Here is a 25,272-nt window from a genome sequence, read left to right as displayed (position 1 = left end):
TGAATGCCGGTGTGTGCAATCAGGGTTCGTCCTGCCCCACGGGCGGGTCTGTTTCGGTCAAGGGGAATCGCCCGTGAAGTTGTTTGCGAAGTTGTTCGGCAAGAGTGCACGTGAGGACAGCGGCAATCCTGCCACTGCCCGGCACCGTGCCCCGCGTCATGGAGACGCTGAGGGACAGGGCGGCGAGCGCCCCATGTTCCGGGACCAGGTGGCTGGTCAAGGTGGAGACATTTCGGGCGGACAGGGCGTGTCATCTGTTGACCCTGCTGGTCCCGGCCGCATAGGTTCCGGGGAACCGTCGACCTCAGGAGCGGGCGGAGGATTCACCCCCGGCCCGTATGCGTCCAATGCCCCCGCGGGGCAGCCGCGGCAGGAGGACCCGTCCATGGCCCTGGTGTGTACGAGGTGCGGCAACCGCAACGCCGAGGCGAGCCGGTTCTGCTCCAATTGCGGTGCGCCGCTGCGTCCCGGGGCGACGCCGGAGCGCGCGTCCGAGACGACCTCGACGATCTCCATCTCGGGCCTGGAGGCCTACGACGCGGAGGCGACGGGGCAGACCATGTCTCCCGCCCTCTCCCCGGAGGCGCAGGCCGCCGTCGACGCGCTGCCGCTGGGCTCGGCGCTCCTCGTGGTGCGCCGCGGGCCGAACTCGGGCAGTCGTTTCCTGCTCGACGGCGAGCTGACCACGGCGGGGCGTCACCCGCAGAGCGACATCTTCCTCGACGACGTGACGGTGTCGCGTCGCCACGTGGAGTTCCGTCGCCTCCAGGACGGTTCCTTCACCGTCGCCGACGTCGGCAGCCTCAACGGCACGTACGTCAACCGGGAGCGCATCGACTCCGTCGCGTTGTCGAACGGCGACGAGGTGCAGATCGGTAAGTACCGCCTGGTCTTCTACGCGAGCCAGCGGGGCGTCGGCATCTGATCCACCACTCCCGGACTCGTCCGGGGGACTCCCCTCAGGAAGGTCCATGCTTCAAACATCGAGCGGCGGTGCCGGCACCGGCACCGCTGCCGCGGACCGTCGGCTCATGAGCATCGGCACCGTGCTGAACACGCTGCGCGACGAGTTCCCCGAGGTCACGATCTCCAAGATTCGTTTCCTGGAGTCCGAGGGGCTCATCGAGCCGCAGCGCACGCCTTCCGGCTACCGGAAGTTCAGCCCGGAGGACGTCGAGCGGCTCGGCCATGTCCTGAGGATGCAGCGGGACCACTACCTGCCGCTGAAGGTCATCCGTGAGCACCTCGAAGCGCTGGAGAGGGGCGAGCAGGCCCCTCTGCCCTCCCTGGGGCGTCAGCGGGACCCGGGCGGCACCGAGGGCCGGGACGAGGCCGAGCGGCCGACAGCGGCCCGTGTGGGCCGTGACGAGCTGCTGGCCGTCGCGGAGATCGAGGAGCCGCAGCTCGACGAGTGGGAGGCGTACGGGCTCGTGGCACGACTGCCGGACGGTGGATACGACGCGGAGGCCGTCACGATCGCCTCACTCGTCCTCGAACTCGGCCGGTTCGGTATCGAGCCACGCCATCTGCGGGCCATGAAGTCGGCCGCCGACCGGGAGGCCGGCCTCGTCGACCAGGTCGTGGCGCCGCTGCGGCGCCACCGCAATCCGCAGACCAGGGCCCACGCGGAGGCCCGTACCAAAGAGCTCGCGGGGCTCACGGGGAAGCTGCATTCGGCCCTTGTGCAGACCGCGCTCGGGGTCAGACTGCCCTGACCCGGCAGGCACTCGGGCCGAGGCCCGGCTGGTACTCGGCGGGTGCCCGACTACCCAAACCTGCCAGCCACGTCCTAGGGTTGCTGTGTGAACGAGCTCGACGTCGTAGGTGTCCGGGTCGAAATGCCCTCCAACCAGCCGATCGTGCTCCTGCGTGAAGTGGGAGGCGACCGGTACCTCCCCATCTGGATCGGACCAGGTGAGGCGACCGCCATCGCCTTCGCGCAGCAGGGCATGGCACCCGCACGGCCGCTGACCCACGACCTGTTCAAGGACGTGCTGGAAGCGGTGGGCCAGGAGCTCTCCGAAGTGCGCATCACCGACCTGCGGGAAGGGGTCTTCTACGCCGAGCTGGTCTTCGCCAGTGGGGTGGAGGTGAGCGCGCGGCCGTCCGACGCCATAGCGCTGGCCCTGCGCACCGGAACGCCGATCTACGGAAGCGACGGTGTCCTGGACGACGCCGGGATCGCGATCCCGGACGAGCAGGAGGACGAGGTGGAGAAGTTCCGCGAGTTCCTCGACCAGATCTCTCCCGAGGACTTCGGCACCAACAGCCAGTGAGCCGCTCCCGACGGCCTGTTTCTGGCCATTCGGCTAGCCTTTCCCGGTGGCGAGGTACGCGAAACCACTCTCAGGGTGATTATCACTCGGCGTGGCGAGCGCGGCGATCGTTGACGAGCCCCTGGTGACTGCCTACCGTCGAGCAGGCAGGTCAAGGACGGAGGTCGGCGTGAGAAGCAGCGGCGACGGTACGGCGGTGGGCGGTCCGTACCCGTTTCACAGCAGCGCGGCCGATCACTCTCCGAAGCCGATGGCGGTCCAGGGGAGCGGGGACGCAACGTTCGAGAATTCCGAGCAGATCGGGTATCGCGGTCCGACCGCGTGCGCGGCCGCGGGCATCACGTATCGCCAGCTCGACTACTGGGCCCGCACGGGCCTGGTCGAGCCGAGCGTGCGCGCCGCCGGTGGCTCGGGTACCCAGCGGCTCTACAGCTTCCGGGACGTCGTGGTCCTGAAGGTCGTCAAGCGGTTCCTCGACACCGGGGTCTCGCTGCAGAACATCCGTACGACGGTCCAGCATCTGCGGGAGCGCGGGTTCCGTGACCTTGAGCGGATGACGTTGATGAGCGACGGCGCGACGGTCTACGAGTGCACGTCTCCCAGCGAGGTCCACGACCTGCTGCAGGGCGGGCAGGGAGTCTTCGGGATCGCAGTGGGTGTGGTGTGGCGTGACGTCGAGGCCGCGCTGTCGCAACTGCACGGGGAGCGGATCGACACCGGCGAGACGCTCGTCGGCCACAACCCCGCCGATGAGCTCGCCAGACGGCGCAACAAGGCGGTCTGAGCCGACGCCGGGGGGCATTGCCGACGGGGCCATTGTCAGTGGCGTAGGGCAGCATCGGAGATGTGAGAAGCGCGCCGACGATCCTGCATCTGGACATGGATGCCTTCTACGCGTCCGCCGAGCAGGCCGCGAAGCCGAGTCTGCGCGGAAAGGCCGTGGTGGTGGGCGGCCTCGGGCCGCGGGGTGTGGTCGCCACGGCTTCCTATGAGGCGCGGCGGTTCGGTGTGCATTCGGCGATGCCGATGGGGCAGGCGCGTCGGCTCGCGCCGAACGCCGCCTATCTCGTGCCGCGCTTTGGGTTGTACCGCGAGATCAGCGAGCAGGTCATGGGGCTGCTGCGGGAGCTGTCGCCGCTGGTGGAGCCGCTCAGCCTGGACGAGGCCTTCGTGGACCTGGAGGCAGGTGGCGTCGCCGACGACGAGGCGTCGGCCCGGGCCGTGGGGGAGCGGCTGCGGGCGGACATCAAGGCGGTGACCGGCCTGACCGGGTCCGTGGGGCTCGCCGCGTCGAAGATGCTGGCGAAGATCGCCTCCGAGGAGGCCAAGCCGGACGGGCTCCGGCTGATAGCGCCAGGGACGGAGCGGGCGCTGCTGGGGCCGATGTCGGTGCGGACGCTGCCCGGGGTGGGGCCTGCCACGGGGGACCATCTGCGGCGGGCCGGGATCACCACGGTCGAGGAGATCGCCGAGGCCGGGGAGGACGAGCTCGTACGGCTGCTGGGGAAGGCGCACGGCGGATCGCTGTACGCGATGGCGCTGGCGCACGACGAGCGGCCTGTGGTGGCCGAGCGGGACACGAAGTCCGTCAGCGTCGAGGACACGTACGACGTGGACATCCACGACCGGGTGCGGGTCAGGGGGGAGGTCGCCCGGCTCGCCGACCGGTGTGTGCAGCGGCTGCGGGCGGCGGGGCACTCGGGGCGGACCATCGTGCTGAAGGTGCGGCGGTTCGATTTCTCGACGCTGACGCGGTCCGAGACGCTGCGGGGGCCGACGGATGACCCCGGAGTGGTGCGGGAGGCCGCGGCGCGGCTGCTGGAGTCGGTGGACACCACGGGAGGGGTGCGGCTCCTGGGGGTGGCGGTCACTGGGCTCGCCGACTACACGCAAGAGGACCTCTTCGCGCAGGCGCAGGCGGCGGCTGAGGCGGAGGTGCCTGTTGAGGCCGATGCGGGGCCGGAGTCCGGCGGCGAGGCAGGAGGGGCGTCGCTCGGGGAGCCGGAGGAGGTGGGCGCTGAGGAGCCGGCGGCGCCTGTGGAGCGGCGTTGGGTGGCCGGGCACGATGTGCGGCATGCCGAGTACGGGCACGGGTGGGTGCAGGGCAGCGGGCTGGGGCGGGTGACGGTGCGTTTCGAGACGCCGGGGTCCGAACCGGGGCGGGTGCGGACGTTCCGTACGGACGATCCGCTGCTGGCGCCGGCGGAGCCGTTGCCGTTGGTGGAGCGGGCGCCCTGTGCGGTGGAGCCGCTGGCCGCTGTGGTGGAGGTGTCGTCGCCTTCGGGGGGCGGGGCGGTGGCCGGGGTGGGGGAGGCGGTTGAGGGTGCGGGCTCGGGGTGAGGGTTCGGCGGGGGGTGTTGTTCCTGGGTGTGGTTGTTGTTCAGGGGGAAGGGCGAGGGTTGCGGCAAGTGGTCGTGGGACGTTGCGGTCCGTAGGTGAGGCCTGGAGGGGCGGGGAAGTGGCTGGCATGAGGGGTGTGGCTGAGGGTCGCCCCGGGCTGCGGGGCGGCTCGTAAAGGGGGCAAGAGGTGAGGTGGGTGGCGGGGTGGGGTGGGTTGCTTGTGACGGACGTGGTCGAAGCCACGGTTTGAGGGTGGGGGCTGTGGCGGTGGGAGGGGGTGAGGGCGCGTTTGAGGGTGCGCTCTCGGGCCGGAGGGGCGGCGGGACAGCTCGTACAGGGGTAAGGGGCGAGGACTGCGGACAGGTGGCCGACGCGGGTCAGGAAGGGTCCGCGCCCGTGATGTGGCCGAAGTCGTGGTCCGGGGGTGGGGGCGACGGGGGTGTGGTGTCCAGGCCGTAGTGGTGGTAGAGCTGGAGTTCCTGAGCGGGAGAGAGGTGGCGGCCTACGCCGAAGTCGGGGGCGTCCTTGATCAGGTCGCGGTCGAAGGGGATGCGGAGGGTGCCGTCGTCGACCAGTTCGCTCGGCTCCAGAGGGACGAAGGCGTCGCGGCTGAACAGGCCGGTGCGTATGGCCGCCCACTCCGGTGCGCCGGTGGCGTCGTCGAGATAGATCTCGTCGATCGTGCCGATCTTCGCCCCGTTCCGGTCGAACGCCTTGCGGCCGATCAGATTGCGCGGATCGATGTCGGTCTGCACGGGCCCTCCAGCCTGTCGCGGGGTCGGATGTGGGCATAACTCATCTTTGTCCGCTCGTACTCACTAAGTAAGAGCACTTCGGGGCAGGCGGCCACTCGACGGAACGGCCGGGGGGCGCGCTGGTAGGCTGGCGCTGGCTGCTGATCCCGTGCGGGAGAGCTCTCCGGGTCAGGATTTCCGGAGGCGCCGAAGGAGCAAATCCTCCCCGGAATCTCTCAGGCACACGTACCGCACGGATGAGGTCACTCTGGAAAGCAGGGCGGGCGTACGGGCGGGCACGTTCGAAACCCCTTCCTCACCGACGGTGAAAGCCGGGACGGCGCCTTCGCGGGTGTCCCCCGGTGAAGCTCTCAGGTTGAGATGACAGAGGGGGAGGCCGTCCGGGTACCCGCGCCGTGGTACCCCTCGTAGGTCGCGCAGACCAGGAGGCCTCCGCAATGACTGCCACCAATCGCATCCCGCTCTCCGAGCTCGAACAGGGCATCCCCTTCGAGCAGCGGCACATCGGGCCCGATGCGGAAGCGCGGGCCAAGATGCTCGCCCAGGTCGGGTACGGCTCGCTGGACGAGCTCACGGCCGCCGCGGTGCCGGATGTGATCAAGAACGCCGAGGCGCTGAAGCTGCCCGGCGCGCGCTCCGAGGCCGAGGTGCTTGCCGAGCTGCGTTCGCTCGCGGACCGCAACCAGGTGCTCGATTCCATGATCGGGCTCGGGTACTACGGCACCTTCACGCCGCCCGTGATCCTGCGGAACGTCATGGAGAATCCTGCCTGGTACACCGCCTACACGCCCTACCAGCCCGAGATCTCCCAGGGGCGTCTTGAGGCGCTGCTCAACTTCCAGACCATGGTCGCCGAGCTGACCGGTCTGCCCACCTCCGGGGCCTCGCTGCTCGACGAGGGCACGGCCGCCGCCGAGGCCATGGCCCTGTCGCGGCGCATGGGCAAGGTCAAGGACGGGGTCTTCGTCGTCGACTCCGACACCCTGCCGCAGACCATCGCCGTCATCCGGACCCGCGCCGAGCCGACCGGCGTCGAGGTCGTCGTCACGGATCTGAGCACCGGTATTCCCGCCGAAGCCGCCGAGCGCGGTGTCGTGGGCGTACTCGTGCAGTACCCGGGTGCTTCCGGTGTCGTACGCGACATCAAGCCGCTCATCGACCAGGCGCACGAGCTGGGCGCGGTCGTCACCGTCGCCGCCGACCTGCTCGCCCTGACGCTGCTCACCTCGCCCGGTGAGCTCGGCGCGGACATCGCGGTCGGCACGACGCAGCGCTTCGGGGTGCCGATGGGCTTCGGCGGCCCGCACGCCGGTTACATGGCGGTGCGCGAGAAGTTCGCCCGCAGCCTGCCCGGACGGCTCGTCGGTGTCTCCGTCGACGCCGACGGCAACAAGGCGTACCGCCTCGCGCTGCAGACCCGAGAGCAGCACATCCGCCGTGAGAAGGCCACCAGCAACATCTGTACCGCTCAGGTGCTGCTCGCCGTCATGGCCGGGATGTACGCCGTCTACCACGGCCCCGACGGGCTGAAGTCCATCGCGCGGCGCACCCACCGGTACGCGACGCTGCTCGCCGCGGGCCTGAAGGCCGGTGGCGTGGAGGTCGTCCACGGCGCGTACTTCGACACGCTGACCGTGCGCGTGCCCGGCAAGGCCGAGGGAATCGTTTCCGCCGCCCGCGAGAACGGCGTCAACATCCGCCGGGTCGACGCCGACCATGTCTCGCTCGCCTGTGACGAGACCACCACGCGCCGCCAGCTGGCCGCCGTGTGGGGTGCCTTCGGGGTTGAGGCCGACGTCGACGCGCTCGACGCCGAGGTCGCGGACACGCTGCCCGCGGACCTGCTGCGCGGCGACGACTACCTCGCGCACCCGGTCTTCCACCAGTACCGCTCCGAGACCTCGATGCTGCGCTACCTGCGCAGGCTCGCCGACCGCGACTACGCGCTCGACCGCGGCATGATCCCGCTGGGCTCCTGCACGATGAAGCTCAACGCGACCACCGAGATGGAGCCGGTCACCTGGCCCGAGTTCGGACAGCTGCACCCCTTCGCGCCCGCCCAGCAGGCGCAGGGCTACCTCACGCTCATCCGTGAGCTGGAGGAGCGGCTCGCCGAGGTCACCGGGTACGACAAGGTCTCCCTCCAGCCCAACGCCGGGTCGCAGGGTGAGCTGGCCGGGCTGCTCGCGGTCCGTGGGTACCACCGCGCCAACGGTGACGACCAGCGCACCGTCTGCCTCATCCCGTCCTCCGCGCACGGCACGAACGCGGCGAGCGCCGTCATGGCCGGCATGAAGGTCGTCGTCGTGAAGACCGCCGACGACGGCGAGATCGACGCCGAGGACCTGCGCGCCAAGATCGAGAAGCACCGCGACGAGCTGGCCGTGCTCATGATCACGTACCCCTCGACGCACGGTGTGTTCGAGGAGCACGTCGCCGACATCTGCGCGGAGGTGCACGAGGCCGGCGGTCAGGTGTACGTCGACGGCGCGAACCTCAACGCGCTCGTGGGGCTCGCCAAGCCGGGGCACTTCGGCGGCGACGTCTCGCACCTGAACCTGCACAAGACGTTCTGCATCCCGCACGGCGGCGGTGGCCCCGGTGTCGGCCCGGTCGGCGTGCGCGAGCACCTCGCGCCGTACCTGCCCAACCACCCGCTCCAGCCCGCCGCGGGCCCGAAGACCGGTGTCGGCCCGATCTCCGCCGCGCCGTGGGGGTCCGCCGGGATCCTGCCGATCTCCTGGTCGTACGTACGCCTCATGGGCGGCGAGGGCCTCAAGCGCGCCACGCAGGTCGCGGTGCTCTCCGCCAACTACATCGCCAAGCGCCTGGAGCCGCACTACCCGGTGCTCTACACCGGCCCGGCCGGGCTCGTCGCGCACGAGTGCATCGTCGACCTGCGGCCGATCAGCAAGGCGACCGGCGTCAGCGTCGACGACATCGCCAAGCGGCTCATCGACTACGGCTTCCACGCGCCGACCATGTCGTTCCCGGTCGCGGGCACGTTGATGATCGAGCCGACCGAGAGCGAGGACCTCGCCGAGATCGACCGGTTCTGCGACGCGATGATCGCCATTCGCCGGGAGATCGAGAAGGTCGGTTCCGGTGAGTGGGCCGCCGACGACAACCCGCTGCGGAACGCGCCGCACACCGCGGCCGCGCTCGGTGGTGAGTGGGAGCACGGCTACAGCCGCGAGGAGGCCGTCTTCCCGGCCGGGGTCACCGCGTCGGACAAGTACTGGCCGCCGGTGCGCCGCATCGACCAGGCGTACGGCGACCGGAACCTCGTCTGCTCGTGCCCGCCGCTGGACGCGTACGAGGACTGATGACGGAGCCCGTGTTTCACGGGCATGCGTCGGGGCCGGTTCGGAGAGTTCTCTCCGGGCCGGCCCCTCGTGTGTGTTCTGTGCGGCTGTGCGGCGTGCGTTCGTGCGGCTGTGCGTCCGTGCGGCTGTGCTGGCGGCGATCAGGCGGCCGTCATGATGTGGTCGGTGCCCAGCGGTCGGTGCGGGGCGATGATCTGGCCGTCCGGCAGCAGCTCACCGGTGTCCTCGAAGAGCAGGACGCCGTTGCACAGCAGGCTCCAGCCCTGCTCCGGGTGGCTCACCATGAGGAGCGCGGCTTCCCGGTCGGCGGAGTCGGCTGTCGGGCACGGTGGTTGGTGCTGGCACATGGAAGGGTTCTTTCGCTGCGGTGAGATGGTGGTGACGTCTGTGCTGCGGTTCGATGCGGGACTCATATGCGATGCGGTACTCATAACCGCCCCCCCGTTGTAGTCGGTCCGATCCCAGTGTTGCTCTACAGGCGTCAATCCGCAGGGATTTCGCAGCCTCGGTTCTTACTGCTTAATGACGTATCACCCGCCCGGACGGTTCAGCCCAACTCCACTGTCTCTTCGGGTGGTTCGGGGTGACCCGTCCGGGCTAGTCCGTCTCTCTTCGGCTCATCGGTCAGTTGATCGGACATGTCTGTCGGGCTGGTTATCGCTGACGTGATGTGGCAGCGGATGGGGCCGTTGATGCCGGTGTCCCGTGGCGGGATCTGCCGGCTGGCCTCGGTTCGTTCAAGACGGCGCACGAACGGCTGTTGCGATGGGCGCAGGACGGCAGCTGGGAACGCATCCTGGCGGCAGGACTCGCAACAGCGGATGCCGACGGCGTCATCGGCTGGAGGGTATGGGTGGTCTCAACTGTGTGCCGCGCACATCAGCATTGCGCTCCGGGGCAAGGGAGAACGAGGCCCGAGAGCGATGCGAGCCAGCAGGTCAGGCCCTGAGTCGTTACCAAGGAGGCGGCTTCAGCACGAAGATCCATGTGGCCCTGTGACGGGCTGGGGCGGCCGCTGGCACTGGTTGTCACCGCTGGGCAGGCTGGCGACGCGCCGACCTTTGGGGCGGTCATCAGAACCGCCCCAGGGGTGCGATGACATCCTGCGGTACGAGGCCCCCCTGCGGGTAGCGGATCTGGCCGTACCTGACCGGCACCTCCACCCGGGAGTCGTACTACGACAACATCACCGGTATCGCCTTCCCTCAGGGGCGACGGCCCCATCCAGAAGAACGACGTCACCTTCACCTTCGACCCCGTCGGTTTCGCGTCCGTACGTACGCAGAACGCACGCGTCGTCGAGTTCCAGACTCCGGCGGAGGGTGTTCCGGGCCGCTTGTCCTGGACCGCCGACCAGGACGGCACGCCCGAGGAGCGGCTCGACGTGCTGCACGCCTGGCTGGTCGAGGACCTGCCGTTCGCCGTGCATCTCGCTCTGGTCGCCTGCTCGGCCGCCGTCCTGCTGCGGCTTCCGGAGACCGTGCGGGAGCGGCGGCCGCTGCGGACCGTACGGCCGCAGCGGCCCGGACTGTCGCCACGGGTGCAGGCGGTCTTCGGGCCCGCGGCGGCGGCCTCCTTCGTGGGGTTCGCCCTGCTCGGCGTCTTCACGTCGGTCAGCCCGTCCTTCCTCGCCCAGTCCTTGAACGTGCACAACCACGCGGTCAGCGGGGCGGTGGTCGCGCTGGCCTTCTTCGCCTCGACCGCCGGGCAACTGGCGGTCGCCCGGATCGGCTTGGGCCGCTCGCTGCCCCTGGGCTGCGCCGCGCTCCTCGCCGGGCTGGCCCTGCCGGCGGGCGCGTTGTGGTGGGAGCCGCTGCCGCTGGTGGTGCTGAGCGCGATCGTCGGCGGAATCGACCACGGCCTGGCGTTCCGCGGCGCACTGGCCGCGGTGGCCCAGGCGTCCGAGGCGAACCGGCGGGCGGCGGTGATCTCGGCACTGTTCGTGGTGGCCTATACGGGCATCTCGGTGCCCGTCATCGGCGTGGGGCTGCTGGCGGGGCCGGTCGGCCTGGAGGGCGCCGGGCTGGTGTTCATCGCCTGCATGGCCCTTCTGGTGTCGGCCGCGGGTGTCTACCTGCTGCGGCGGCCGGTACCCGCGGCGCGTGCCCGGTAGGCCCACGGCTCACCGCCCCGCTACGGCCGCCTTCTCCTGCGCCGCGGTGGCCGTGACCGGTTTGCCGTCCTGGACCTGCTGGAGACGCTTCAACGTGGCGGCCAGCATCGCCTCGGTGCCGGTGGGGTCCTCGCCCGCACCCGCCCCACCCGAGAGCCGCACCTCGATCACGGCCTTGCCGGAACGGCTGATCCCCGTGATGTAGTCCTCGGTGCCGTTGGGGTTGACGAACAGAGCGCTCTCGTCACCGATGGGCTTGGAGGGTTTCCGCGGCTTGTCCTCGGAGCCCTTCATCGCGGTGTACACGGCGTGCGCGTCGGCCGGGCTGTCGAGCAGACAGATGTAGACGTGGGCCATGTTCAGCGTGGAGCCCTGGTACTCGTAGGACGCGTCCCCGCCGCGGACCCAGCCCTTCGGTGCTCCCTTGGCGTCCTGGGCGTTGCAGTAGACCGTGTCCATCACGCTCTTGTCGCCGTGCAGGGAATACTCGGGCAGCGCTTCGCCGTCGCCCATGAGCGCCTGGGTGATCGCGCCCTGCGGCAGGTCCTCGGTGATCGGCTTCGCCACCGCGCGGCCCGCGTTCTCGGCGCCCGAGTGCTTCTTGGCGCTGCCCGGCTCCTCGTCGGCGGAACAGGCGGCGAGGGCGACCGTGGCGAGGACGGCGATGCAGGCGAGTGCGAGAGGGCTGCGTGGCATGAACACACCCTATCCGGGGAGCGATCATGGAACGGAGCCGGCTCCGGTGACGAAGGCGAGGCGGGCCGGGAAGACCACCGCCCTCTGGGCTGCCGGCGGCCTCCGTCAGCTTCGGGAGGGCCTCGATCGGGGCACTGCCGCTGGCGGTCGCGAAGGACAGGGGCAGCCCGGTCTCCTACCTGCCAGATCTGACGATGCGGTGGAACGCCGGCCTCTACCCGGGTGAGGCCAAGACGGACGTGAAAGACGCATTCATCATCGCCGACGCGGCCCGCGCGATGCCCCACACGCTGCGGGCGATCGACGGCGAGGACGAGACGATCGGAGAGCTGGAGATGATCGTCGGGTTCGACGACGACCTGGCCGGTGAGGCGACCAGGGTGGCGAACCGGCTGCACGGCCTGCTGCCCCAAAGCCACCCGTCGCGGCGCAATGCTGATGTGCGCGGCACACAGTTGAGACCACCGATACCCTCCAGCCGATGACGCCGTCGGCATCCGCTGTTGCGAGTCCTGCCGCCGGGATGCGTTCCCAGCTGCCGTCCTGCGCCCATCGCAACAGCCGTTCGTGCGCCGTCTTGAACGAACCGAGGCCAGCCGGCAGATCCCGCCACGGGACACCGGTGCGGTACTTCCACGCGATCGCCTCCACTGTGCGGCGATGGCAAACCCACCGCCGACCCCGCACCGGGTCCACCGGCATCAACGGCCCCATCCGCTGCCACATCACGTCAGCGATAACCAGCCCGACAGACATGTCCGATCAACTGACCGATGAGCCAAAGAGACACGACCTGGTCCACCTGGGTGGCGAGGTCAGGCGGGCGAGCCGAGCAGGGGCGCGGGTGCCGTCGGCGTCAGGCGGCGGGTGAGGACCGGGAGCAACTCGGCGACGCGGTGCGGGCGGTGGGCCGCGATGCCGGGCGGGGCCGGGGCCAGTGGGACCAGCAGATCGGTGGCCGCGAGCGGTGCCTCGGTGCCGTCGTCGGTGCAGTCGCCGTGCAGCCAGAGGGTCAGCATGTAGAGCTCGGGTACGGAGAGCAGCCGGGGCTGGCAGGGTATCGGCATGGCTTCGGCGTGCCGCAGGGCCCGTTCGGTGGAGGCGATGTAGGGGCCCTCGAAGAAGTGTGAGAAGGCCCAGCCGTCCGGCGTGAGCATGGTGTCGGCCGCGGCGAGGGTGCGCTCACCGGCGCGGATCATGAAGCGCCAGCCGGCGAGGCGCGTGGGCGAGGTGCCGTCGGGTGCGGTGCGACCCAACACATGGACGGGCAGCGGGAGTTCGGGGCTCACGGACCCCTGGGCGGCACGGAGGGCCGGGGTCCGGGCCTCGCGTACGGCTGTGGGGGAACCGAGTGCCGCGAGGACGCTGCGCAGGGCGGGCGCGGGGGCCGGGAGGACATGCAGCGGCATGGTGGGTCGCCTCTCTCATTCGACAGGCACAGTGGAGCGGGGGCAGGTGCGTGACGTCGCTGTCAGCTCTGGGTCAGAGGGGCGGGGGCCGGGGGACCGCGAGCGCCAACTCTCTGCCTAGATTGCGCAGTTTATATGAGAGGTGTTCGAGCGGTGTTTCCTCTAGGTGCAGTCGATATTGCGGGCAAGGTGATATCGGGTCGTACTTCTGAGGGTTTTATCCCGATTTCGGGCAGGCTTCGCATCCATGACCTCGTATTTCGCGAGGTGAGCGGTCGGCTGATTTCCGCCGGTACTTTTGACCAGGTTCTCCGGAACGGAATCCTCACTGTGCCGCATGCCCGGTGAATGTGCCTCGCGCCAACGACCCCGAGCCTACTGCCCGGCGCGCCGCCACGGGGCGTTATCGATCACATTGACGGGGCATCATCCCCCGTACACAGCGGCCGGACCCTTGGCTGCCTGTCCGAGGAGGGACGCTTCGATGGGTGAGAAGGTCGTGGCGGGCGCGTTCGACCTGTCCGATCGCCACCAGTACCGAAGGAAGCTGCGCGCGTGTCTGACGGGACTGCGGCGGCTGTTGGAGGAGGAGCGGTTCGACCGGCCCAGGAACCTGATGGGCATGGAGATCGAGTTGAATCTCGCCGGGCCCGACGGACTGCCGAGAATGTTGAATGCGCAGGTTCTGGAGCGCATCGCGAGCCGGGATTTCCAGACGGAACTCGGAATGTTCAATCTGGAAGTGAACATAGCCCCGCACCGGCTCGGCGGACGCGTTCTCGACCGGCTCGCCGAAGAAGTGCGCACCGGCCTCAACTACGCCCACCGAAAAGCCGGCGAGCTCGACGCGGGGATCGTCATGATCGGCATTCTGCCGACCCTGAACAGGGAGGACATGGTCTCCGCCAACCTCTCCGACGTCGACCGCTACGCCCTGTTGAACGAGCAGATCGTGGCGGCGCGCGGCGAGCGCTTCGCCCTCGACATCGAGGGGGTGGAGCGGCTGACCTGCACGTCCGCCTCGATCGTGCCCGAAGCGGCGTGCACCTCCGTGCAGTTGCACCTCCAGGTCACCCCGGGCCGCTTCGCCGATGTGTGGAACGCGGCGCAGGCCGTCGCCGCGGTGCAGGTCGCCGTGGGCGCCAACGCGCCGTTCCTGTTCGGCCGCGAGCTGTGGCGCGAGTCGCGGCCCCCGCTCTTCCTCCAGTCCACCGACACGCGACCGCCCGAACTCCAGGCCCAGGGGGTGCGGCCGCGGACCTGGTTCGGGGAGCGGTGGATCACCGGGCCAATCGAGCTCTTCGAGGAGAACCTGCGCTACTTCCCGGCGCTGCTGCCCCTCATGGAAGCGGAGGACCCGCTGGGCGTCATCGACGCGGGCGGTGTGCCGCAGCTCGGCGAACTCGTCCTGCACAACGGCACCGTCTACCGCTGGAACCGCCCGGTGTACGGCATCGCCGACGGCGTCCCGCATCTGCGCGTCGAGAACCGCGTGCTGCCCGCGGGCCCCACCGTCACCGACGTCATCGCCAACGTCGCCTTCTACTACGGGCTCGTGCGCGCCCTCGCGGAGGAGGCGAGGCCCGTGTGGACGCGGCTGCCCTTCGAGGCCGCCCACGACAACTTCGACGTCGCGTGCCGGTACGGCATCGACGCCCGGCTGCGGTGGCCGCGGCGCGGCAGGCTCGGCGGCACGGGCGGCACCGTCGAGGTGCCTGCCGTCGATCTCGTACGCGATGAACTGCTGCCCCTCGCGGCCGCCGGGCTCGACGCGTGGGGTGTGGAGCCCGCGGACCGGGATCTGTACCTCGGGGTGATCGAGGAGCGGTGCAGGCGGCGGGTGAACGGCGCGTCGTGGCAGGCCGCGACGTTCCATCGCGCCGTGGACAGCGGGCTCTCCAGGGAGGCGGCGCTGGCCGCGACCACCAGGCGGTACTGCGAGCTGATGCACCAGGGCGAGCCGGTGCACACCTGGCCGGTGGGGCATCTGCGGCCGGCGGTGCCGCTGCCCCGCTGAGCCTCGCCCCGGGCGGACGTCAGCCCTGGCTGCTGCCGGTCTCCGTGATGGCCTTGAGGGTGGCCGCCCGGCTCGTGGTTGACGCTGTCGTCCGTCAAAATCACGGGGGCGTCTGACCTGCCACGCGCGTACGCCGTCCGGGTTTCTTCGCGGTCTCGGTGCCGGACTCGACGCGGGCCGGCGTGAGCGTGGCCGGGGGCCGGGCGCGTCCGTCCCGTGCTCATCGGGCAAGCTGTGATGTCCCGTGGCGGTGGTGCCCCTCCTTGATTGCCCGCCCGAGACCCTGGCGGGGCCAGGATGGGCCTCACGCGGGATCACTCAACTGGAGGTGTCAGTGCAAGCGGAGCCGGGGCCGATGGCCGGTTCTTTGCCGATGGGCGGGCCGTCGCGGCGGATTCTGCGGGACGAGACAGTGCTTGTCCTGGCCCTCTCGCTCGGCGCGAGCGGGGTGTCCGCGCTGATCAGCTTCGTCGGATCGGTCACCAGACCGGGCGGTCTGAAGGACCAGGCGGCGACGTTGAACGCGTCGCAGGCGCCGGGGCGGCCTTGGCTTGATCTGGCGTGGCAGTTGTTCGGGATCGCCACCGCGTTGGTGCCGGTCGCCCTGGTCGCGCATTTCCTGCTGAGGGAGCGGGCGGGCCTGCGGACGCTCGGCTTCGACCGGACGCGGCCATGGCCGGACCTGGGACGCGGCACGGCGATCGCCGCGGTGATCGGCAGCCTGGGCATCGCCTTCTACCTCGCGGCCCGCGGATTCGGCTTCAACCTCACGGTGGTGCCGGAGGCGCTGCCGGACGTGTGGTGGAAGTATCCGGTCCTCGTGATGTCCGCCGTACAGAACGCGGTCCTGGAGGAAGTGATCGTCGTCGGCTACCTGCTGCGCCGGTGCGGGCAGTTGGGGTGGACGCCGATGGCCGCGCTGGTGGGCAGCTCGGTGCTGCGCGGCTCCTACCACCTGTACCAGGGCATCGGCGGATTCCTCGGGAACGTGGCGATGGGCGTGGTCTTCGTACTGCTGTACCGCAGGTGGGGCCGGGTGGGGCCGCTGGTCGTCGCCCACTCCCTGCTGGACATCGGGGCGTTCGTGGGTTACGCGCTGCTCGCGGGGAAGGTGGGGTGGCTGCCCACGCCTTCGTGAGGCGGGGTGGTGCGGGCGGGTTCGGGGCACGGCCGGGCGTCGGTCCGGGGGTGGCCGCGGGGCGCCGGGTGCCTCGGGGCGGCTGTGTGGGGACGTACGCGTGCGTGTTTCTTGTACGTCCCCACCGGGATTTCGTACGTCCCCACAGTTCTCTTCTACGTCCCCACAGTTCTCTTGTACGTCCCCACCGCGCTGTTACGAGGGCGGGGGCGCCGTCAGGCGAAGAGTTCGCCCTCGATGACCGTGACCGCGCGGCCTGTCAGGAGGGTGCGGTCGCCGCGCAGTTCCGTGCGGACCAGGCCGGTGCGGGCGGAGACCTGAAGGCCCGTCAGTCCGGTGCGGCCGAGGCGTTGGGACCAGAAGGGGGCGAGCGCGGTGTGCGCGCTGCCCGTCACGGGGTCCTCGTCGATGCCGACGCGAGGGAAGAAGCCGCGGGAGACGAAGTCGTAGCCCCGGGAGGGGTCTTCCGCCCCGGCCGTGGCGATGATGCCGCGCTCCGAGTGGCGGACGAGGGCCTTGTGGTCCGGGGTGAGCGATCGCACCGTCTTCTCGTCGGCGAGCTCCACCAGCAGGTCGCCGATGTGCCGACCCGTGTCATACGCGGCGAGCGGCTCCGCGCCCAGGGCTTCGGCGATACCCGGGGGGACCTCGGTGGCGGTGAGCGGGGCGGTCGGGAAGTCGAGGGTGAGGGTGCCGTCGTCGTGCGCGGTCGCGGTGAGGACGCCGCCGCGCGTGGCGAAGCGGACGGAGCCGGCGGCGGCGCCGATGGTGTGCAGGACGTGGGCGGTGGCCAAAGTGGCATGACCGCACAGATCGACCTCGGTGGCCGGGGTGAACCAGCGCAGCGCCCAGTCCGCTTCGCCGCCCTCGGGGAGGCGGTGGGCGAACGCGGTCTCGGCGTGGTTGACCTCCCTGGCCACGTGCTGGAGCCAGGTGTCGTTTGGAAAGGCGTCGAGGAGCAGGACGCCCGCCGGGTTGCCGGCGAAGGGGCGGTCGGTGAAGGCGTCGACGATGCGGATGCGGTGTGAAGTCGGCATGTGGTCGACGGTAGTGGCCCATTGGGCGGGGCTGGTAAGGCCAATCTTGGGTAAGTGGACCGGTTGACGGCCTTGCCGCTCGGGGCCAGAAGTCCGCGGCCGCCGGTCGCGCCCCGGGTCTCGGCAACGGGGCGCGACCGGGCTCCGCCGGCCCGGGCGTCAGGCGAAGACGATGCTTCCCCGGGCGTGTACCGACGACGTGCCGCGGACCGCGCAGTGACGCGTGTCGCTGGTCGGATAGCCGCGGCCCTGGACGCGCGCGTGCGCCATGCGGCCCCTGGTGACGGTGCCGGAGAACGGCGCGTTCGGCGGGGCCCCGCCGTCGGCGCGCGGGCGCAGCGTCGAGGTGCCGGTGCGGTGACCGCGGGCGTCGTACCACGACGACGTTCCTTTCCCTGGTCCCGGGGCAGGACCGGGACGCCCATCTCCTCGGGCAGAACGGCCGCCCGCCGGGCGGGGAGCGCCGCCCGTGCCGGACTCGCCGTACCGCGGCCCTTCTTGGGCCGGGACGTAGACGGCGCCGCCCTCCGGTGCGGGGAAGCCGGGTGCGGGTGTGCCGCCGGAAGCGGGCGGGGCCGTGTCATCCCCGCATGTCGGCGGGCACCCGTTGGCCCGGCGGGGACGGACCGACGGGAAGGGGCTCGCCCCGCAGCAGTTCGGTGATGGCGTCAGCGGCCCGGGTATGGGCCTCGGTCAGGGCCAGGGCCTGGCTCACGCGCCGCTCGTCATTCTCGCGACACGACGTTCAGTGAGAACGGGGGTTGCTGGGAGACCGCTCCCGATATATCGTTGAAGCATCGCGATCGATACGTGATTGATCGTCGACCTGACACGAGGAGTGATCTGTATGCGTTCCCACGGATTTGGCCCCGGTTTCGGACAGGGGCATGAGCACGAGCATGGGCGGGGTCGGCACGGCGGCCGTCCAGGACGAGGCGGCGACGGCCGTGAAGGGTTCGGGGGCTTCGATGGGCGGCGCGGGGCGTTCGGTCCGTTCGGTCCCGGCTTCGGGGGGCCCGGCGGCCCCGGCGGTCCCTGGGGTGGCCGCGGCGGTCGCGGCGGCCCGCGCGGGCGGGCGCGGCGCGGTGACGTGCGCGCCTCGATCCTGGCCCTCCTGAAGGACCGCCCCATGCACGGCTACGAAATGATCCAGGAGATCGCCGAGCGCAGCGGCGGCGCGTGGAAGCCCAGCCCCGGCTCGGTCTACCCCACGCTCCAGCTCCTGGAGGACGAGGGGCTGATCAGCAGCGCGAGCGAGGGCGGCAAGAAGCTCTTCTCGCTCACCGACGCCGGCCGCGAGGCTGCCGAGGAGGGGCCGGAGGCTCCTTGGGAAGAGGCCGGGCGCGGGGTCGACTGGGACACGCTGAACGAGATCCGGCAGGCCGGCTTCGGTCTGATGGAGGCGTTCGGCCAGGTCTGGAAGACCGGCAGCAAGGAGCAGCGCGAGAAGGCGGTCTCCGTCATCAACGACGCCCGCAAGAAGCTGTACCTGATCCTCGCCGATGAGGACTGAGGTGACGGGGCGCGGGCCCCTGTCGCGGCTGAGGCGCTCCACACATGCGTGTGGGGCGCCTCAGCTGTGTCGGTGGAGGGTGGCCTTCAGGGCACCAGGGCGGCCAGCTTGCGCAGCGACTCGTTCAGCGCGGCCGACGCCGAGTCCTTCAGCTTGCCCGCCATCAGGGAGACGGCGGCGCCGGTGAACTCCCCCTCGATGCGGACCAGCGTGCCCGTACTGTCGGGGGTGAGGGTGTAGCGGGTGCTGACATTGACGCCCATCGGGCCCTTTCCGGCGATGGCCAGGGTGCGGGCGGGCGTCAGTTCCACGACGGTCCAGGTGACTTCGGCGGGGAAGCCCATCAGTTTCATGTTCTCCGCGAAGGTGCCGCCCACTTCCAGCGCGGGGGGCGGGCCCTTGGGGAAGCTGGTGTGGGTGGCGTTCCATTCGCCGTACGAGGAGAAGTCGGTGAGCCGGGCCCAGACCTTCTCCGCGGGCGCCTCCATCCGTGCTTCCGCGCTGACTTCGGCCATGCGGGCACCCCTTCGCGTCGGGCGCTGCGACAGCCGCAGCTGCGGTGTCGCGGAACGTAGCCGCAGGGCCTCGAACATTCAATACTGATGAACCGTCAGAACGGTCAGGGAGTCGCAGGCCCCGAAGGGGTGGGGTACTGTTCCCCTGTCCTGCGACGGCCGCAGGCGACGCGCCTTGGAGGTGAGACCCATTACCGCAGTAGCAGGTCGGGTGCTTCCTCCTCGCGACCACGCGGTTCACCCGGCATAGGTGACCCGAGGGAGCCCCGTCGGGATCCCGGAAGGTCTTTTTCGCGTGTCGGTTTCATCTTTCTCCGCTTTCTCTGCTTTCTCCGCATCTCGATCCCAGCCGTCGCCCTTGCCGTCGGCCGCACCCTCTTGCGAGCAGCGCACCGCCGTCGTCACGGCGCTGCGTGCCGCGGGCTGCGTCTTCGCCGAGGACGAGGCGGAGTTGATCCTGTCCACCGCCCGTACCCCGGCCGAGGTCTCCGCCATGGTGGAGCGCAGGGCGGGCGGTCTGCCCCTCGAACACGTCGTCGGCTGGGCCGAGTTCCGCGGGTTGCGGATCGCCGTTGACCCGGGTGTCTTCGTACCGCGCCGCCGTACCGAGTTCCTCGTCGCCCAGGCCGCCGCGCTCGCGGGGCGCGAAGCCGTCGTCGTCGACCTGTGCTGCGGATCGGGCGCGCTGGGCGCCGCACTCGCCACGGGCCTCGACCGGGTCGAGCTGCACGCCGCCGACATCGATCCCGCGGCGGTCCGCTGCGCCCGGCGCAATGTCGAGGCCGCCGGGGGAGAGGTGTACGAGGGCGACCTCTACGACCCGCTGCCCGGCACCCTCCGCGGCCGCGTCGGCGTCCTGCTGGCCAACGTCCCCTATGTACCCACCCGCGACGTCGGCCTGTTGCCCGCCGAGGCCCGTGTCCACGAGGCGCGGGTGGCGCTCGACGGTGGCAGCGACGGGCTCGACGTGCTGCGCAGGGTGACCGCCGGGGCCCCGCGCTGGCTGGCGCCCGGCGGCCACCTGCTGTTCGAGACGAGCGAGGGGCAGGTGCCCGCCGCCGTGAAAGCCGTCGAACAGGCGGGCCTGACGGCGCGGGTGGTCGAGGACGACGAGCTGTACGCCACGGTCGTCATCGGCACGTGGCCCGGGAGCGCTTCGCGCGCGTCAAGTGCCGCAAGTGCCTCAAGTGGGTCGAGCAGGCCGGGTGCCTAGCGTGCGTGGGGCGCGTGGGGCGCGTGGGGCGCGTGGGGCACGTCGGGCAGTACGTACGTCGCGTGAGGTGCCGGGCTAGCCGATCCGGCGGATCACCGCCGCGTCGAAGAGGTCCGACGCCCTCGGGAGCGGGCTCTCGTCGTGGCAGTGCCAGGCGTCCCAGAACAGGTCGGCGGGCAGTGCGTCGTCAGGTGCGTACACCCGGTACACGTACTGCCTGCCGTCGACTGCCGGCAGGGCGACCATCCAGCACCTGCTCTCCATGCTTGTGAGACGTGCGACCCCCCGCCGGGGTTGCCCTCGGCGGGGGGCGGGCAAGGCGGCGCGCCCCCTCGCAGCCGGTCGGCCGGATCTCATCCGTAAGGAGGACAACCACAGCGCGGTCGCCCAACTTGCGTCGGACGCGAAGATGCTTCCCACCGCCGATGCATATGCCACTGGTCGTTGATGTGGTGGGAGATGTGCAAAGCCGTACCCCGCCGGAAGCCGAACCCGGCCCGACCCGAGCAGAACTCGACACGCGACTCAGCGCGGAGCTGGCCTCGGTGGTGGCCAGCGCCGCCGCCGTGCCGTGCGGGACGGGGACCGGCAGATAGACACCGCGCACCTGCTGCACTCCTTGCTGGAGACCGACCCCGAGGTGCGCGCCGTCTTCGAGAACGGCGCGCAGGTCGTGCGTCTCCTCGGCTACCTCGTGCAGCGCAGCATCGGGTACGGCCTGCGGTGGCAGGGCGCCGTCGAGGACTCGGGTGCCGTGCCCGTGGTGGGGGCGGTGAAGGAGGCGGGCTTCTCGCCCGCAGCCCTCTCCGCGATGGACTTGGCGCTGGAGCGCGCCGCGTCGCGCGAGGACCCGCGAGCCCTTGGCATGGACCTGCTCGCCGGGCTCACCGCCGACCCGGAGTGCCGGGCGGTCGAGGTCCTGGGGCGGGCGGGTGTCGGCGTCGAGATGCTGCTCCAGCGCGTCGAGGCCGGATGCCGGCAGTACACCTCCGGGGGCCACGGGTTCGCGGGCGGCCACAGCTCGGGCCGCTGATCCGCCCCGGCCGGGGGCCCGGCGAGCCGTGGGCGTCCGCCGACTGAGACAGGGGTCAGACGGGATGACGGTCATGACACGTCCTGCCATGATGTGCCGGTGCAAGCGTCTCAGGGGATTCAAGGGGTTCAGGGGAGTCAGAAGGGCCAGGGGCTCCACGGGAGCAACCAGGGGCTCCAAGGGAGTGAGGGGTGTCGCGGAGGCGGCTCCAGGAATCCGGGCCGCGGCCTTGGGCTCGGCCTCGCCCTCGTGTCGGCGGTCGCCTTCGGTGGCTCCGGCGTCGCGGCGAAGCCGCTGATCGAAGCGGGCCTCGACCCCCTGCACGTGGTGTGGCTGAGGGTGGCGGGCGCCGCCCTGGTGATGCTGCCCGTGGCCTGGCGCCACCGCGCACTGCCGCGGCGCAGGCCCGCGTTGCTCGCAGGGTTCGGTCTGCTCGCCGTGGCGGGCGTCCAGGCCTGCTACTTCGCCGCGCTCTCCCGCATCCCGGTCGGGGTCGCGCTCCTGATCGAGTACCTCGCCCCCGCGCTGGTGCTCGGCTGGGTCCGCTTCGTGCAGCGGCGGCCGGTGACGCGGGCGGCCGCCCTCGGCGTGGTGCTCGCGGTCGGCGGCCTCGCATGCGTCGTCGAGGTGTGGTCGGGGCTGAGCTTCGACGCCGTCGGACTGCTGCTCGCCCTCGGCGCCGCCTGCTGCCAGGTCGGTTACTTCGTCCTGTCCGACCAGGGCAGCGACGCCGGCGCGGACGCCCCCGACCCCCTCGGCGTCATCGCGTACGGCCTGCTCGTGGGGACCGCCGTGCTGACCGTCGTTGCACGCCCGTGGGGCATGGACTGGTCGGTGCTCGCGGGCGGCGCGGACCTGGACGGCTCGACCGTGCCCGCCTGGATCCTGCTCGGCTGGATCGTGCTCGTGGCGACCGTCGTCGCCTACGTCACCGGAGTGTTGTCCGTACGCAGGCTCTCGCCGCAGGTGGCCGGCGTCGTGGCCTGCCTGGAGGCCGTCATCGCGACCGCGCTGGCCTGGGTGATCCTGGGCGAGCACCTCTCGGCGCCGCAGATCGTCGGCGGCGCGGTCGTCCTCGCCGGCGCGTTCATCGCGCAGTCATCGGCGCCGGTCGAGCCCTCCGTGAAGGGCGGCGTCCCGGATCCCGAAACGGAGTTGTCGCGCAGCGGCGGCGCGACCTAGTGTGCTGATCATGTACGCACGAGCACTCGTTCTTCCGCCCCCCGCCGCCTAGCGCGGGGCATTCACGGATCACGCCCGGCCGGTGGCCGGGCGGAACGGTGCTGCCCGCAGACGGAGTCAGATTCCTTCCCTCCTTCTCTGCTGCGGAGAACTCACGTGTCCGACACGTCCAACATCTCCAACACGTCCCACATTTCCAACACGTCCCACATCTGTCGCACGTCCAGCGTGTCGAACGCCGTCCTCGGCCTGTCCGTCGGGCGGGGCCTCTTCTATCTGATCGTCGCCGGAACCGCCTGGGGCACCGCCGGTGCCGCCGCCGCGCTCGTCTTCCAGGACAGCGACATGGGGCCGGTCAGCCTCTCCTTCTGGCGGTGCGCGGGCGGCTTCCTGTTGCTGCTCGCCGCGCGCCTGATGCGGCCGCGCCGCGTGAGGACGTACGGCCGACCGGCCACCGAGCCGCTGAGCCGCAGGATCCGCCGGATCGTCGTGACCGGCGTGGCCCTGACGGTCTTCCAGACGGCCTACTTCGCGGCCGTCCAGATCACCGGCCTGGCGGTGGGCACGGTCGTCACCATGGGGTCGGGGCCCGTCCTCATCGCCCTCGGCGCACGGCTCGCCCTGGGGGAGCGGCTCGGGCGCGGCGGGGCCGTCGCCGTCGTGGGCGCGCTGGCCGGGCTCGTGGTGCTCGTCCTCGGCGGCGGTGGCGCGACCGTCCGGCCGATGGGCGTGCTCTGGGCGCTGCTCTCCGCGGCCGCGTACGCGGCGATGACGCTGCTCACGCGGTGGTGGGGCAGGGACGGCGGCGCCGACTCGTCCGACACCACCGTGTGGTCGTTCGCCGTCGTCGCGCTCTGCCTGCTGCCCCTCGCCGCGGCCGAGGGCCTGGTGCCGCACACCGCCGCACCCGCGCGCGTGGGCGTCTATCTGCTGTACATCGCGGCCGTGCCGACGGCGGTCGCGTACGCGCTGTACTTCGCCGGAGCGGCCGTCGTGCGGTCCGCGACCGTCTCCGTGATCATGCTCCTGGAGCCGGTCAGCGCCGCCGTCATCGCGGTCGCGCTGCTCGGCGAGGCGCTGACGGTGGCGACGGTCGCGGGCACGGTGCTGATGCTCGCCGCCGTGACGGGGCTCGCGGTCGCCGAGACGCGGAGCCTGGTGGCGGCGCGCAGGGAAGCAGCGGCGCCGGTATAGCCGTCGCGGGGCCGCCTGCTGTCCACATCCCCGTGGGCGGCAGGCGGCCCCGCCCGGTCCCGGCTAGGCCTCACGGCGGCGCAGGTCCCGGTCCCGGCTAGGCCTCACGGCGGCGCAGGTGGTGCGCCAGGGCGGCCGCGTCACCGGGCCCGCCCCGCTCGGTGAGCCCCGCGACGATGCGCTCCCGCACCTCCTCCGGCTTGTGGTTCGCGTACTTGAACTTCGCCCGTACGTCGGTCACTTCGAGACACAGTCCACGGATGCCCGGGAGCATGCGGCCGTACGGCGCCTCGCCGACCGCCGCCCGCGCGGAGCCGCCCCGCGGCTGGAAGTGCCCGACCTGACGGTTCAGGATGTCGGCCTTCTCCCCGGGGTCGTCGACCACGCGTGCGGTGCAGCGGAGCTGGACGGCGGCGTAGAAGCTGGTGGGCACGCCGTGCTCGGCCGGGCCTTCGGGGGCGGCCTGCCAGGGGCCCGGCACGAACACGTAGTCGTCGACCACGCTCAGGAGCACTTCGGGGTCGCTCTCCACGGCCCGCCACAGCGGGTTCGGGCGGGCCAGGTGGGTCAGTACCCTGCCGTGCTCGCCGTGGCCGGCCTCGTACGTGAAGTGCATCGGCTGGACGTGCGGGGGCTCACCCGGCAGACCGTTCACCGCGAGCTGGCCGAAGTCGTGGGCGGCGAGCCACTGCTGCCACTCGGTGTCGGTGCGGGCGGCATCCCAGGGGTGGACCAGCACTACAGCTCCACCAGGTAGTCGGGGACGTCGATGCCGGCTGCGAGATCGTCGGAGGGGATCACGGGGTCGTGGCCCTTGCGCAGCGGGACGACGCCCGACCAGTAGGGGAGGTCCATGTCTTCGGGCTCGTCGTTCGGGCCGCCGGTGCGGGCCTTCGCGGACACCTCGTTCAGATCGAGGCGGAGCACGGCGGTCGCCGCGATCTCCTTGGCGTTGGCGGGCCGCGAGTCGGCGGAGCGGCCCGGCACGACGTGGTCGACGAGCGCGTCCAGGGCGGCCAGCTTCTCCTCCGGGTCCGTGACCTGGTGGGCGGTGCCGTGGACCACCACCGAGCGGTAGTTGATCGAGTGGTGGAAGGCGGAGCGGGCCAGGACGAGGCCGTCGACGTGGGTGACGGTCAGGCAGACCTCAAGGCCCGGGTCCGCTTGGTCGTCCTGGATGGCGCCGGCCATGCGCAGGGGCCGGGACCCCGTCGAGCCGTGCACGTAGAGGCGTTCGCCCACGCGGCCGTAGAGCGTCGGCAGCACGACAGGGGAGCCGTCGCGCACGAAACCGAGATGGCAGACGTAGGCCTCGTCGAGTATCGCGTGCACCGTCTCACGGTCGTACGAAGCCCGCTCCCGTCCGCGGGTGGGGGCGGTGCGGTCGGTCGGTGCGTAGGCGGCGCTCTCCGGCGAAGCGGTGCCCGGGGCGACCGGGGTGCCCGTGGTGCCCGAGGTGGTGGTCGGCGTCGTCTGCATGGCCTCTCCCTGCTGATCCGTGTGCGGTGTTGCTGG

General features: G+C 71.0%; 22 protein-coding genes, 5 pseudogenes and 1 riboswitch. Of the genes and pseudogenes, 16 read left to right on the top strand and 11 right to left on the bottom strand.

Going from position 1 to position 25,272, the window contains the following annotated elements; translation table 11 throughout:
• Positions 1-13: 13 nt before the first annotated feature.
• From ACOBQB_RS15480 to ACOBQB_RS15460, 5 genes are all read left to right on the top strand, one after another.
• The gene (locus ACOBQB_RS15480) at positions 14-925 is read left to right on the top strand and encodes an FHA domain-containing protein (protein ID WP_423592310.1); all 912 of its coding nucleotides are present in this window, start codon (positions 14-16) and stop codon (positions 923-925) included.
• A gap of 46 nt (positions 926-971) precedes the next feature.
• On the top strand, positions 972-1,715 hold the full coding sequence (locus tag ACOBQB_RS15475; protein ID WP_423592308.1) for a MerR family transcriptional regulator: 744 nt from the start codon (positions 972-974) through the stop codon (positions 1,713-1,715).
• Positions 1,716-1,802: 87 nt separating this feature from the next.
• The gene (locus tag ACOBQB_RS15470) at positions 1,803-2,276 is read left to right on the top strand and encodes a bifunctional nuclease family protein (protein WP_030794342.1); all 474 of its coding nucleotides are present in this window, start codon (positions 1,803-1,805) and stop codon (positions 2,274-2,276) included.
• A 169-nt stretch (positions 2,277-2,445) separates the two neighbouring features.
• Complete coding sequence (locus ACOBQB_RS15465; protein WP_423592307.1) at positions 2,446-3,060, top strand: MerR family transcriptional regulator; 615 nt, start codon at positions 2,446-2,448, stop codon at positions 3,058-3,060.
• Between the two features lie 62 nt (positions 3,061-3,122).
• Positions 3,123-4,616 (top strand): DNA polymerase IV, encoded by a 1,494-nt coding sequence (locus ACOBQB_RS15460; RefSeq protein ID WP_423592305.1) that lies wholly within the window; start codon positions 3,123-3,125, stop codon positions 4,614-4,616.
• 377 nt (positions 4,617-4,993) lie between these two features.
• Here the strand turns inward: ACOBQB_RS15460 and ACOBQB_RS15455 are convergent, their stop codons facing one another.
• Positions 4,994-5,371, bottom strand: a complete 378-nt coding sequence (locus ACOBQB_RS15455) for a PRC-barrel domain-containing protein (RefSeq protein ID WP_423592303.1) — start codon at positions 5,369-5,371, stop codon at positions 4,994-4,996.
• 141 nt (positions 5,372-5,512) lie between these two features.
• Positions 5,513-5,612, top strand: a riboswitch (glycine riboswitch).
• Positions 5,613-5,808: 196 nt separating this feature from the next.
• Between ACOBQB_RS15455 and gcvP the strand changes: the two genes are divergently transcribed.
• The gene (gene gcvP / locus ACOBQB_RS15450) at positions 5,809-8,697 is read left to right on the top strand and encodes an aminomethyl-transferring glycine dehydrogenase (RefSeq protein WP_423592302.1); all 2,889 of its coding nucleotides are present in this window, start codon (positions 5,809-5,811) and stop codon (positions 8,695-8,697) included.
• Positions 8,698-8,837: 140 nt separating this feature from the next.
• On the opposite strand, the gene ACOBQB_RS15445 is transcribed toward gcvP, so the two are convergent.
• Entirely contained in the window at positions 8,838-9,044 is a 207-nt protein-coding gene (locus ACOBQB_RS15445) for a DUF5999 family protein (protein ID WP_423592300.1), read from the bottom strand.
• A 356-nt stretch (positions 9,045-9,400) separates the two neighbouring features.
• Between ACOBQB_RS15445 and ACOBQB_RS15440 the strand changes: the two are divergent.
• Together ACOBQB_RS15440 and ACOBQB_RS15435 are read left to right on the top strand one after the other, a co-directional pair.
• Positions 9,401-9,772, top strand: a pseudogene (locus ACOBQB_RS15440) (IS5/IS1182 family transposase); the annotation flags it as partial.
• A 336-nt stretch (positions 9,773-10,108) separates the two neighbouring features.
• Positions 10,109-10,810: pseudogene (locus ACOBQB_RS15435) on the top strand (MFS transporter); the annotation flags it as partial.
• 9 nt (positions 10,811-10,819) lie between these two features.
• On the opposite strand, the gene ACOBQB_RS15430 reads toward ACOBQB_RS15435, so the two are convergent.
• Positions 10,820-11,506, bottom strand: coding sequence for a hypothetical protein (locus ACOBQB_RS15430; protein WP_423592298.1), 687 nt, complete (start codon positions 11,504-11,506; stop codon positions 10,820-10,822).
• A gap of 119 nt (positions 11,507-11,625) precedes the next feature.
• Between ACOBQB_RS15430 and ACOBQB_RS15425 the strand changes: the two are divergent.
• Positions 11,626-11,931 (top strand): annotated as a pseudogene (locus ACOBQB_RS15425) (IS110 family transposase); the annotation flags it as partial.
• A gap of 109 nt (positions 11,932-12,040) precedes the next feature.
• Here ACOBQB_RS15425 and ACOBQB_RS15420 read toward each other — a convergent pair.
• Positions 12,041-12,232 (bottom strand): annotated as a pseudogene (locus ACOBQB_RS15420) (transposase); the annotation flags it as partial.
• Positions 12,233-12,321: 89 nt separating this feature from the next.
• Positions 12,322-12,915: a hypothetical protein gene (locus ACOBQB_RS15415; protein WP_423592297.1), complete on the bottom strand. Its 594-nt coding sequence runs from the start codon at positions 12,913-12,915 to the stop codon at positions 12,322-12,324.
• Positions 12,916-13,399: 484 nt separating this feature from the next.
• Here ACOBQB_RS15415 and ACOBQB_RS15410 point away from each other — a divergent pair, with 484 nt between their 5' ends.
• The gene (locus tag ACOBQB_RS15410) at positions 13,400-14,932 is read left to right on the top strand and encodes a glutamate--cysteine ligase (RefSeq protein WP_423592296.1); all 1,533 of its coding nucleotides are present in this window, start codon (positions 13,400-13,402) and stop codon (positions 14,930-14,932) included.
• A 334-nt stretch (positions 14,933-15,266) separates the two neighbouring features.
• Positions 15,267-16,070, top strand: coding sequence for a CPBP family intramembrane glutamic endopeptidase (locus ACOBQB_RS15405; RefSeq protein WP_423598496.1), 804 nt, complete (start codon positions 15,267-15,269; stop codon positions 16,068-16,070).
• A gap of 215 nt (positions 16,071-16,285) precedes the next feature.
• On the opposite strand, the gene ACOBQB_RS15400 is transcribed toward ACOBQB_RS15405, so the two are convergent.
• Together ACOBQB_RS15400 and ACOBQB_RS15395 are read right to left on the bottom strand one after the other, a co-directional pair.
• Positions 16,286-17,107, bottom strand: a complete 822-nt coding sequence (locus ACOBQB_RS15400) for a PhzF family phenazine biosynthesis protein (protein ID WP_423592294.1) — start codon at positions 17,105-17,107, stop codon at positions 16,286-16,288.
• Positions 17,108-17,687: 580 nt separating this feature from the next.
• Positions 17,688-17,822, bottom strand: coding sequence for a hypothetical protein (locus tag ACOBQB_RS15395; RefSeq protein ID WP_423592293.1), 135 nt, complete (start codon positions 17,820-17,822; stop codon positions 17,688-17,690).
• 132 nt (positions 17,823-17,954) lie between these two features.
• On the opposite strand from ACOBQB_RS15395, the gene ACOBQB_RS15390 reads away from it, so the two are divergent.
• Entirely contained in the window at positions 17,955-18,620 is a 666-nt protein-coding gene (locus ACOBQB_RS15390) for a PadR family transcriptional regulator (RefSeq protein ID WP_423592292.1), read from the top strand.
• Positions 18,621-18,706: 86 nt separating this feature from the next.
• Here ACOBQB_RS15390 and ACOBQB_RS15385 read toward each other — a convergent pair whose 3' ends face one another.
• Positions 18,707-19,135, bottom strand: coding sequence for a type II toxin-antitoxin system Rv0910 family toxin (locus tag ACOBQB_RS15385; RefSeq protein WP_423592290.1), 429 nt, complete (start codon positions 19,133-19,135; stop codon positions 18,707-18,709).
• Positions 19,136-19,493: 358 nt separating this feature from the next.
• Between ACOBQB_RS15385 and ACOBQB_RS15380 the strand changes: the two genes are divergently transcribed.
• Positions 19,494-20,348 (top strand): putative protein N(5)-glutamine methyltransferase, encoded by an 855-nt coding sequence (locus tag ACOBQB_RS15380; RefSeq protein ID WP_423592289.1) that lies wholly within the window; start codon positions 19,494-19,496, stop codon positions 20,346-20,348.
• 75 nt (positions 20,349-20,423) lie between these two features.
• On the opposite strand, the gene ACOBQB_RS15375 is transcribed toward ACOBQB_RS15380, so the two are convergent.
• Complete coding sequence (locus ACOBQB_RS15375; protein ID WP_423592287.1) at positions 20,424-20,612, bottom strand: hypothetical protein; 189 nt, start codon at positions 20,610-20,612, stop codon at positions 20,424-20,426.
• Positions 20,613-20,809: 197 nt separating this feature from the next.
• Between ACOBQB_RS15375 and ACOBQB_RS15370 the strand changes: the two are divergent.
• The 3 genes and pseudogenes from ACOBQB_RS15370 to ACOBQB_RS15360 all read left to right on the top strand — a co-directional run bounded on the left by ACOBQB_RS15370 (position 20,810) and on the right by ACOBQB_RS15360 (position 23,757).
• A pseudogene (locus ACOBQB_RS15370) lies at positions 20,810-21,381 on the top strand (Clp protease N-terminal domain-containing protein).
• A 99-nt stretch (positions 21,382-21,480) separates the two neighbouring features.
• Positions 21,481-22,563 carry an EamA family transporter gene (locus ACOBQB_RS15365; protein WP_423592285.1) on the top strand — a complete coding sequence of 361 codons (1,083 nt, stop codon included), beginning with the start codon at positions 21,481-21,483 and terminating at the stop codon, positions 22,561-22,563.
• Between the two features lie 228 nt (positions 22,564-22,791).
• Entirely contained in the window at positions 22,792-23,757 is a 966-nt protein-coding gene (locus ACOBQB_RS15360) for a DMT family transporter (protein WP_423598494.1), read from the top strand.
• A gap of 97 nt (positions 23,758-23,854) precedes the next feature.
• Here the strand turns inward: ACOBQB_RS15360 and ACOBQB_RS15355 are convergent, their stop codons facing one another.
• Positions 23,855-24,496 carry an FMN-binding negative transcriptional regulator gene (locus tag ACOBQB_RS15355; protein WP_423592283.1) on the bottom strand — a complete coding sequence of 214 codons (642 nt, stop codon included), beginning with the start codon at positions 24,494-24,496 and terminating at the stop codon, positions 23,855-23,857.
• Positions 24,496-25,236 carry a pyridoxamine 5'-phosphate oxidase family protein gene (locus ACOBQB_RS15350; RefSeq protein WP_423592282.1) on the bottom strand — a complete coding sequence of 247 codons (741 nt, stop codon included), beginning with the start codon at positions 25,234-25,236 and terminating at the stop codon, positions 24,496-24,498. Before ACOBQB_RS15350 ends, ACOBQB_RS15355 begins: the two co-directional genes overlap by 1 nt.
• Between the last annotated feature and the right edge of the window lie 36 nt (positions 25,237-25,272).

Origin of the sequence: Streptomyces sp. G5(2025), assembly GCF_049542075.1 — a bacterium.
GTDB lineage: Bacteria > Actinomycetota > Actinomycetes > Streptomycetales > Streptomycetaceae > Streptomyces.
Note: the sequence above shows the minus strand (reverse complement) of the source record. Positions and strands in the feature narration are given on the sequence as shown.

What these genes read in the sequence shown, in the direction of transcription:
- ACOBQB_RS15430 (WP_423592298.1), bottom strand. Translation starts at nt 11,506, where the DNA reads ATGCCACGCAGCCCTCTCGCACTCGCCTGCATCGCCGTCCTCGCCACG.
- ACOBQB_RS15445 (WP_423592300.1), bottom strand. Translation starts at nt 9,044, where the DNA reads ATGTGCCAGCACCAACCACCGTGCCCGACAGCCGACTCCGCCGACCGG.
- ACOBQB_RS15390 (WP_423592292.1), top strand. Translation starts at nt 17,955, where the DNA reads ATGCGTTCCCACGGATTTGGCCCCGGTTTCGGACAGGGGCATGAGCAC.
- gcvP (WP_423592302.1), top strand. Translation starts at nt 5,809, where the DNA reads ATGACTGCCACCAATCGCATCCCGCTCTCCGAGCTCGAACAGGGCATC.
- ACOBQB_RS15415 (WP_423592297.1), bottom strand. Translation starts at nt 12,915, where the DNA reads ATGCCGCTGCATGTCCTCCCGGCCCCCGCGCCCGCCCTGCGCAGCGTC.
- ACOBQB_RS15375 (WP_423592287.1), bottom strand. Translation starts at nt 20,612, where the DNA reads ATGGAGAGCAGGTGCTGGATGGTCGCCCTGCCGGCAGTCGACGGCAGG.
- ACOBQB_RS15475 (WP_423592308.1), top strand. Translation starts at nt 972, where the DNA reads ATGCTTCAAACATCGAGCGGCGGTGCCGGCACCGGCACCGCTGCCGCG.
- ACOBQB_RS15410 (WP_423592296.1), top strand. Translation starts at nt 13,400, where the DNA reads ATGGGTGAGAAGGTCGTGGCGGGCGCGTTCGACCTGTCCGATCGCCAC.
- ACOBQB_RS15385 (WP_423592290.1), bottom strand. Translation starts at nt 19,135, where the DNA reads ATGGCCGAAGTCAGCGCGGAAGCACGGATGGAGGCGCCCGCGGAGAAG.
- ACOBQB_RS15400 (WP_423592294.1), bottom strand. Translation starts at nt 17,107, where the DNA reads ATGCCGACTTCACACCGCATCCGCATCGTCGACGCCTTCACCGACCGC.
- ACOBQB_RS15350 (WP_423592282.1), bottom strand. Translation starts at nt 25,236, where the DNA reads ATGCAGACGACGCCGACCACCACCTCGGGCACCACGGGCACCCCGGTC.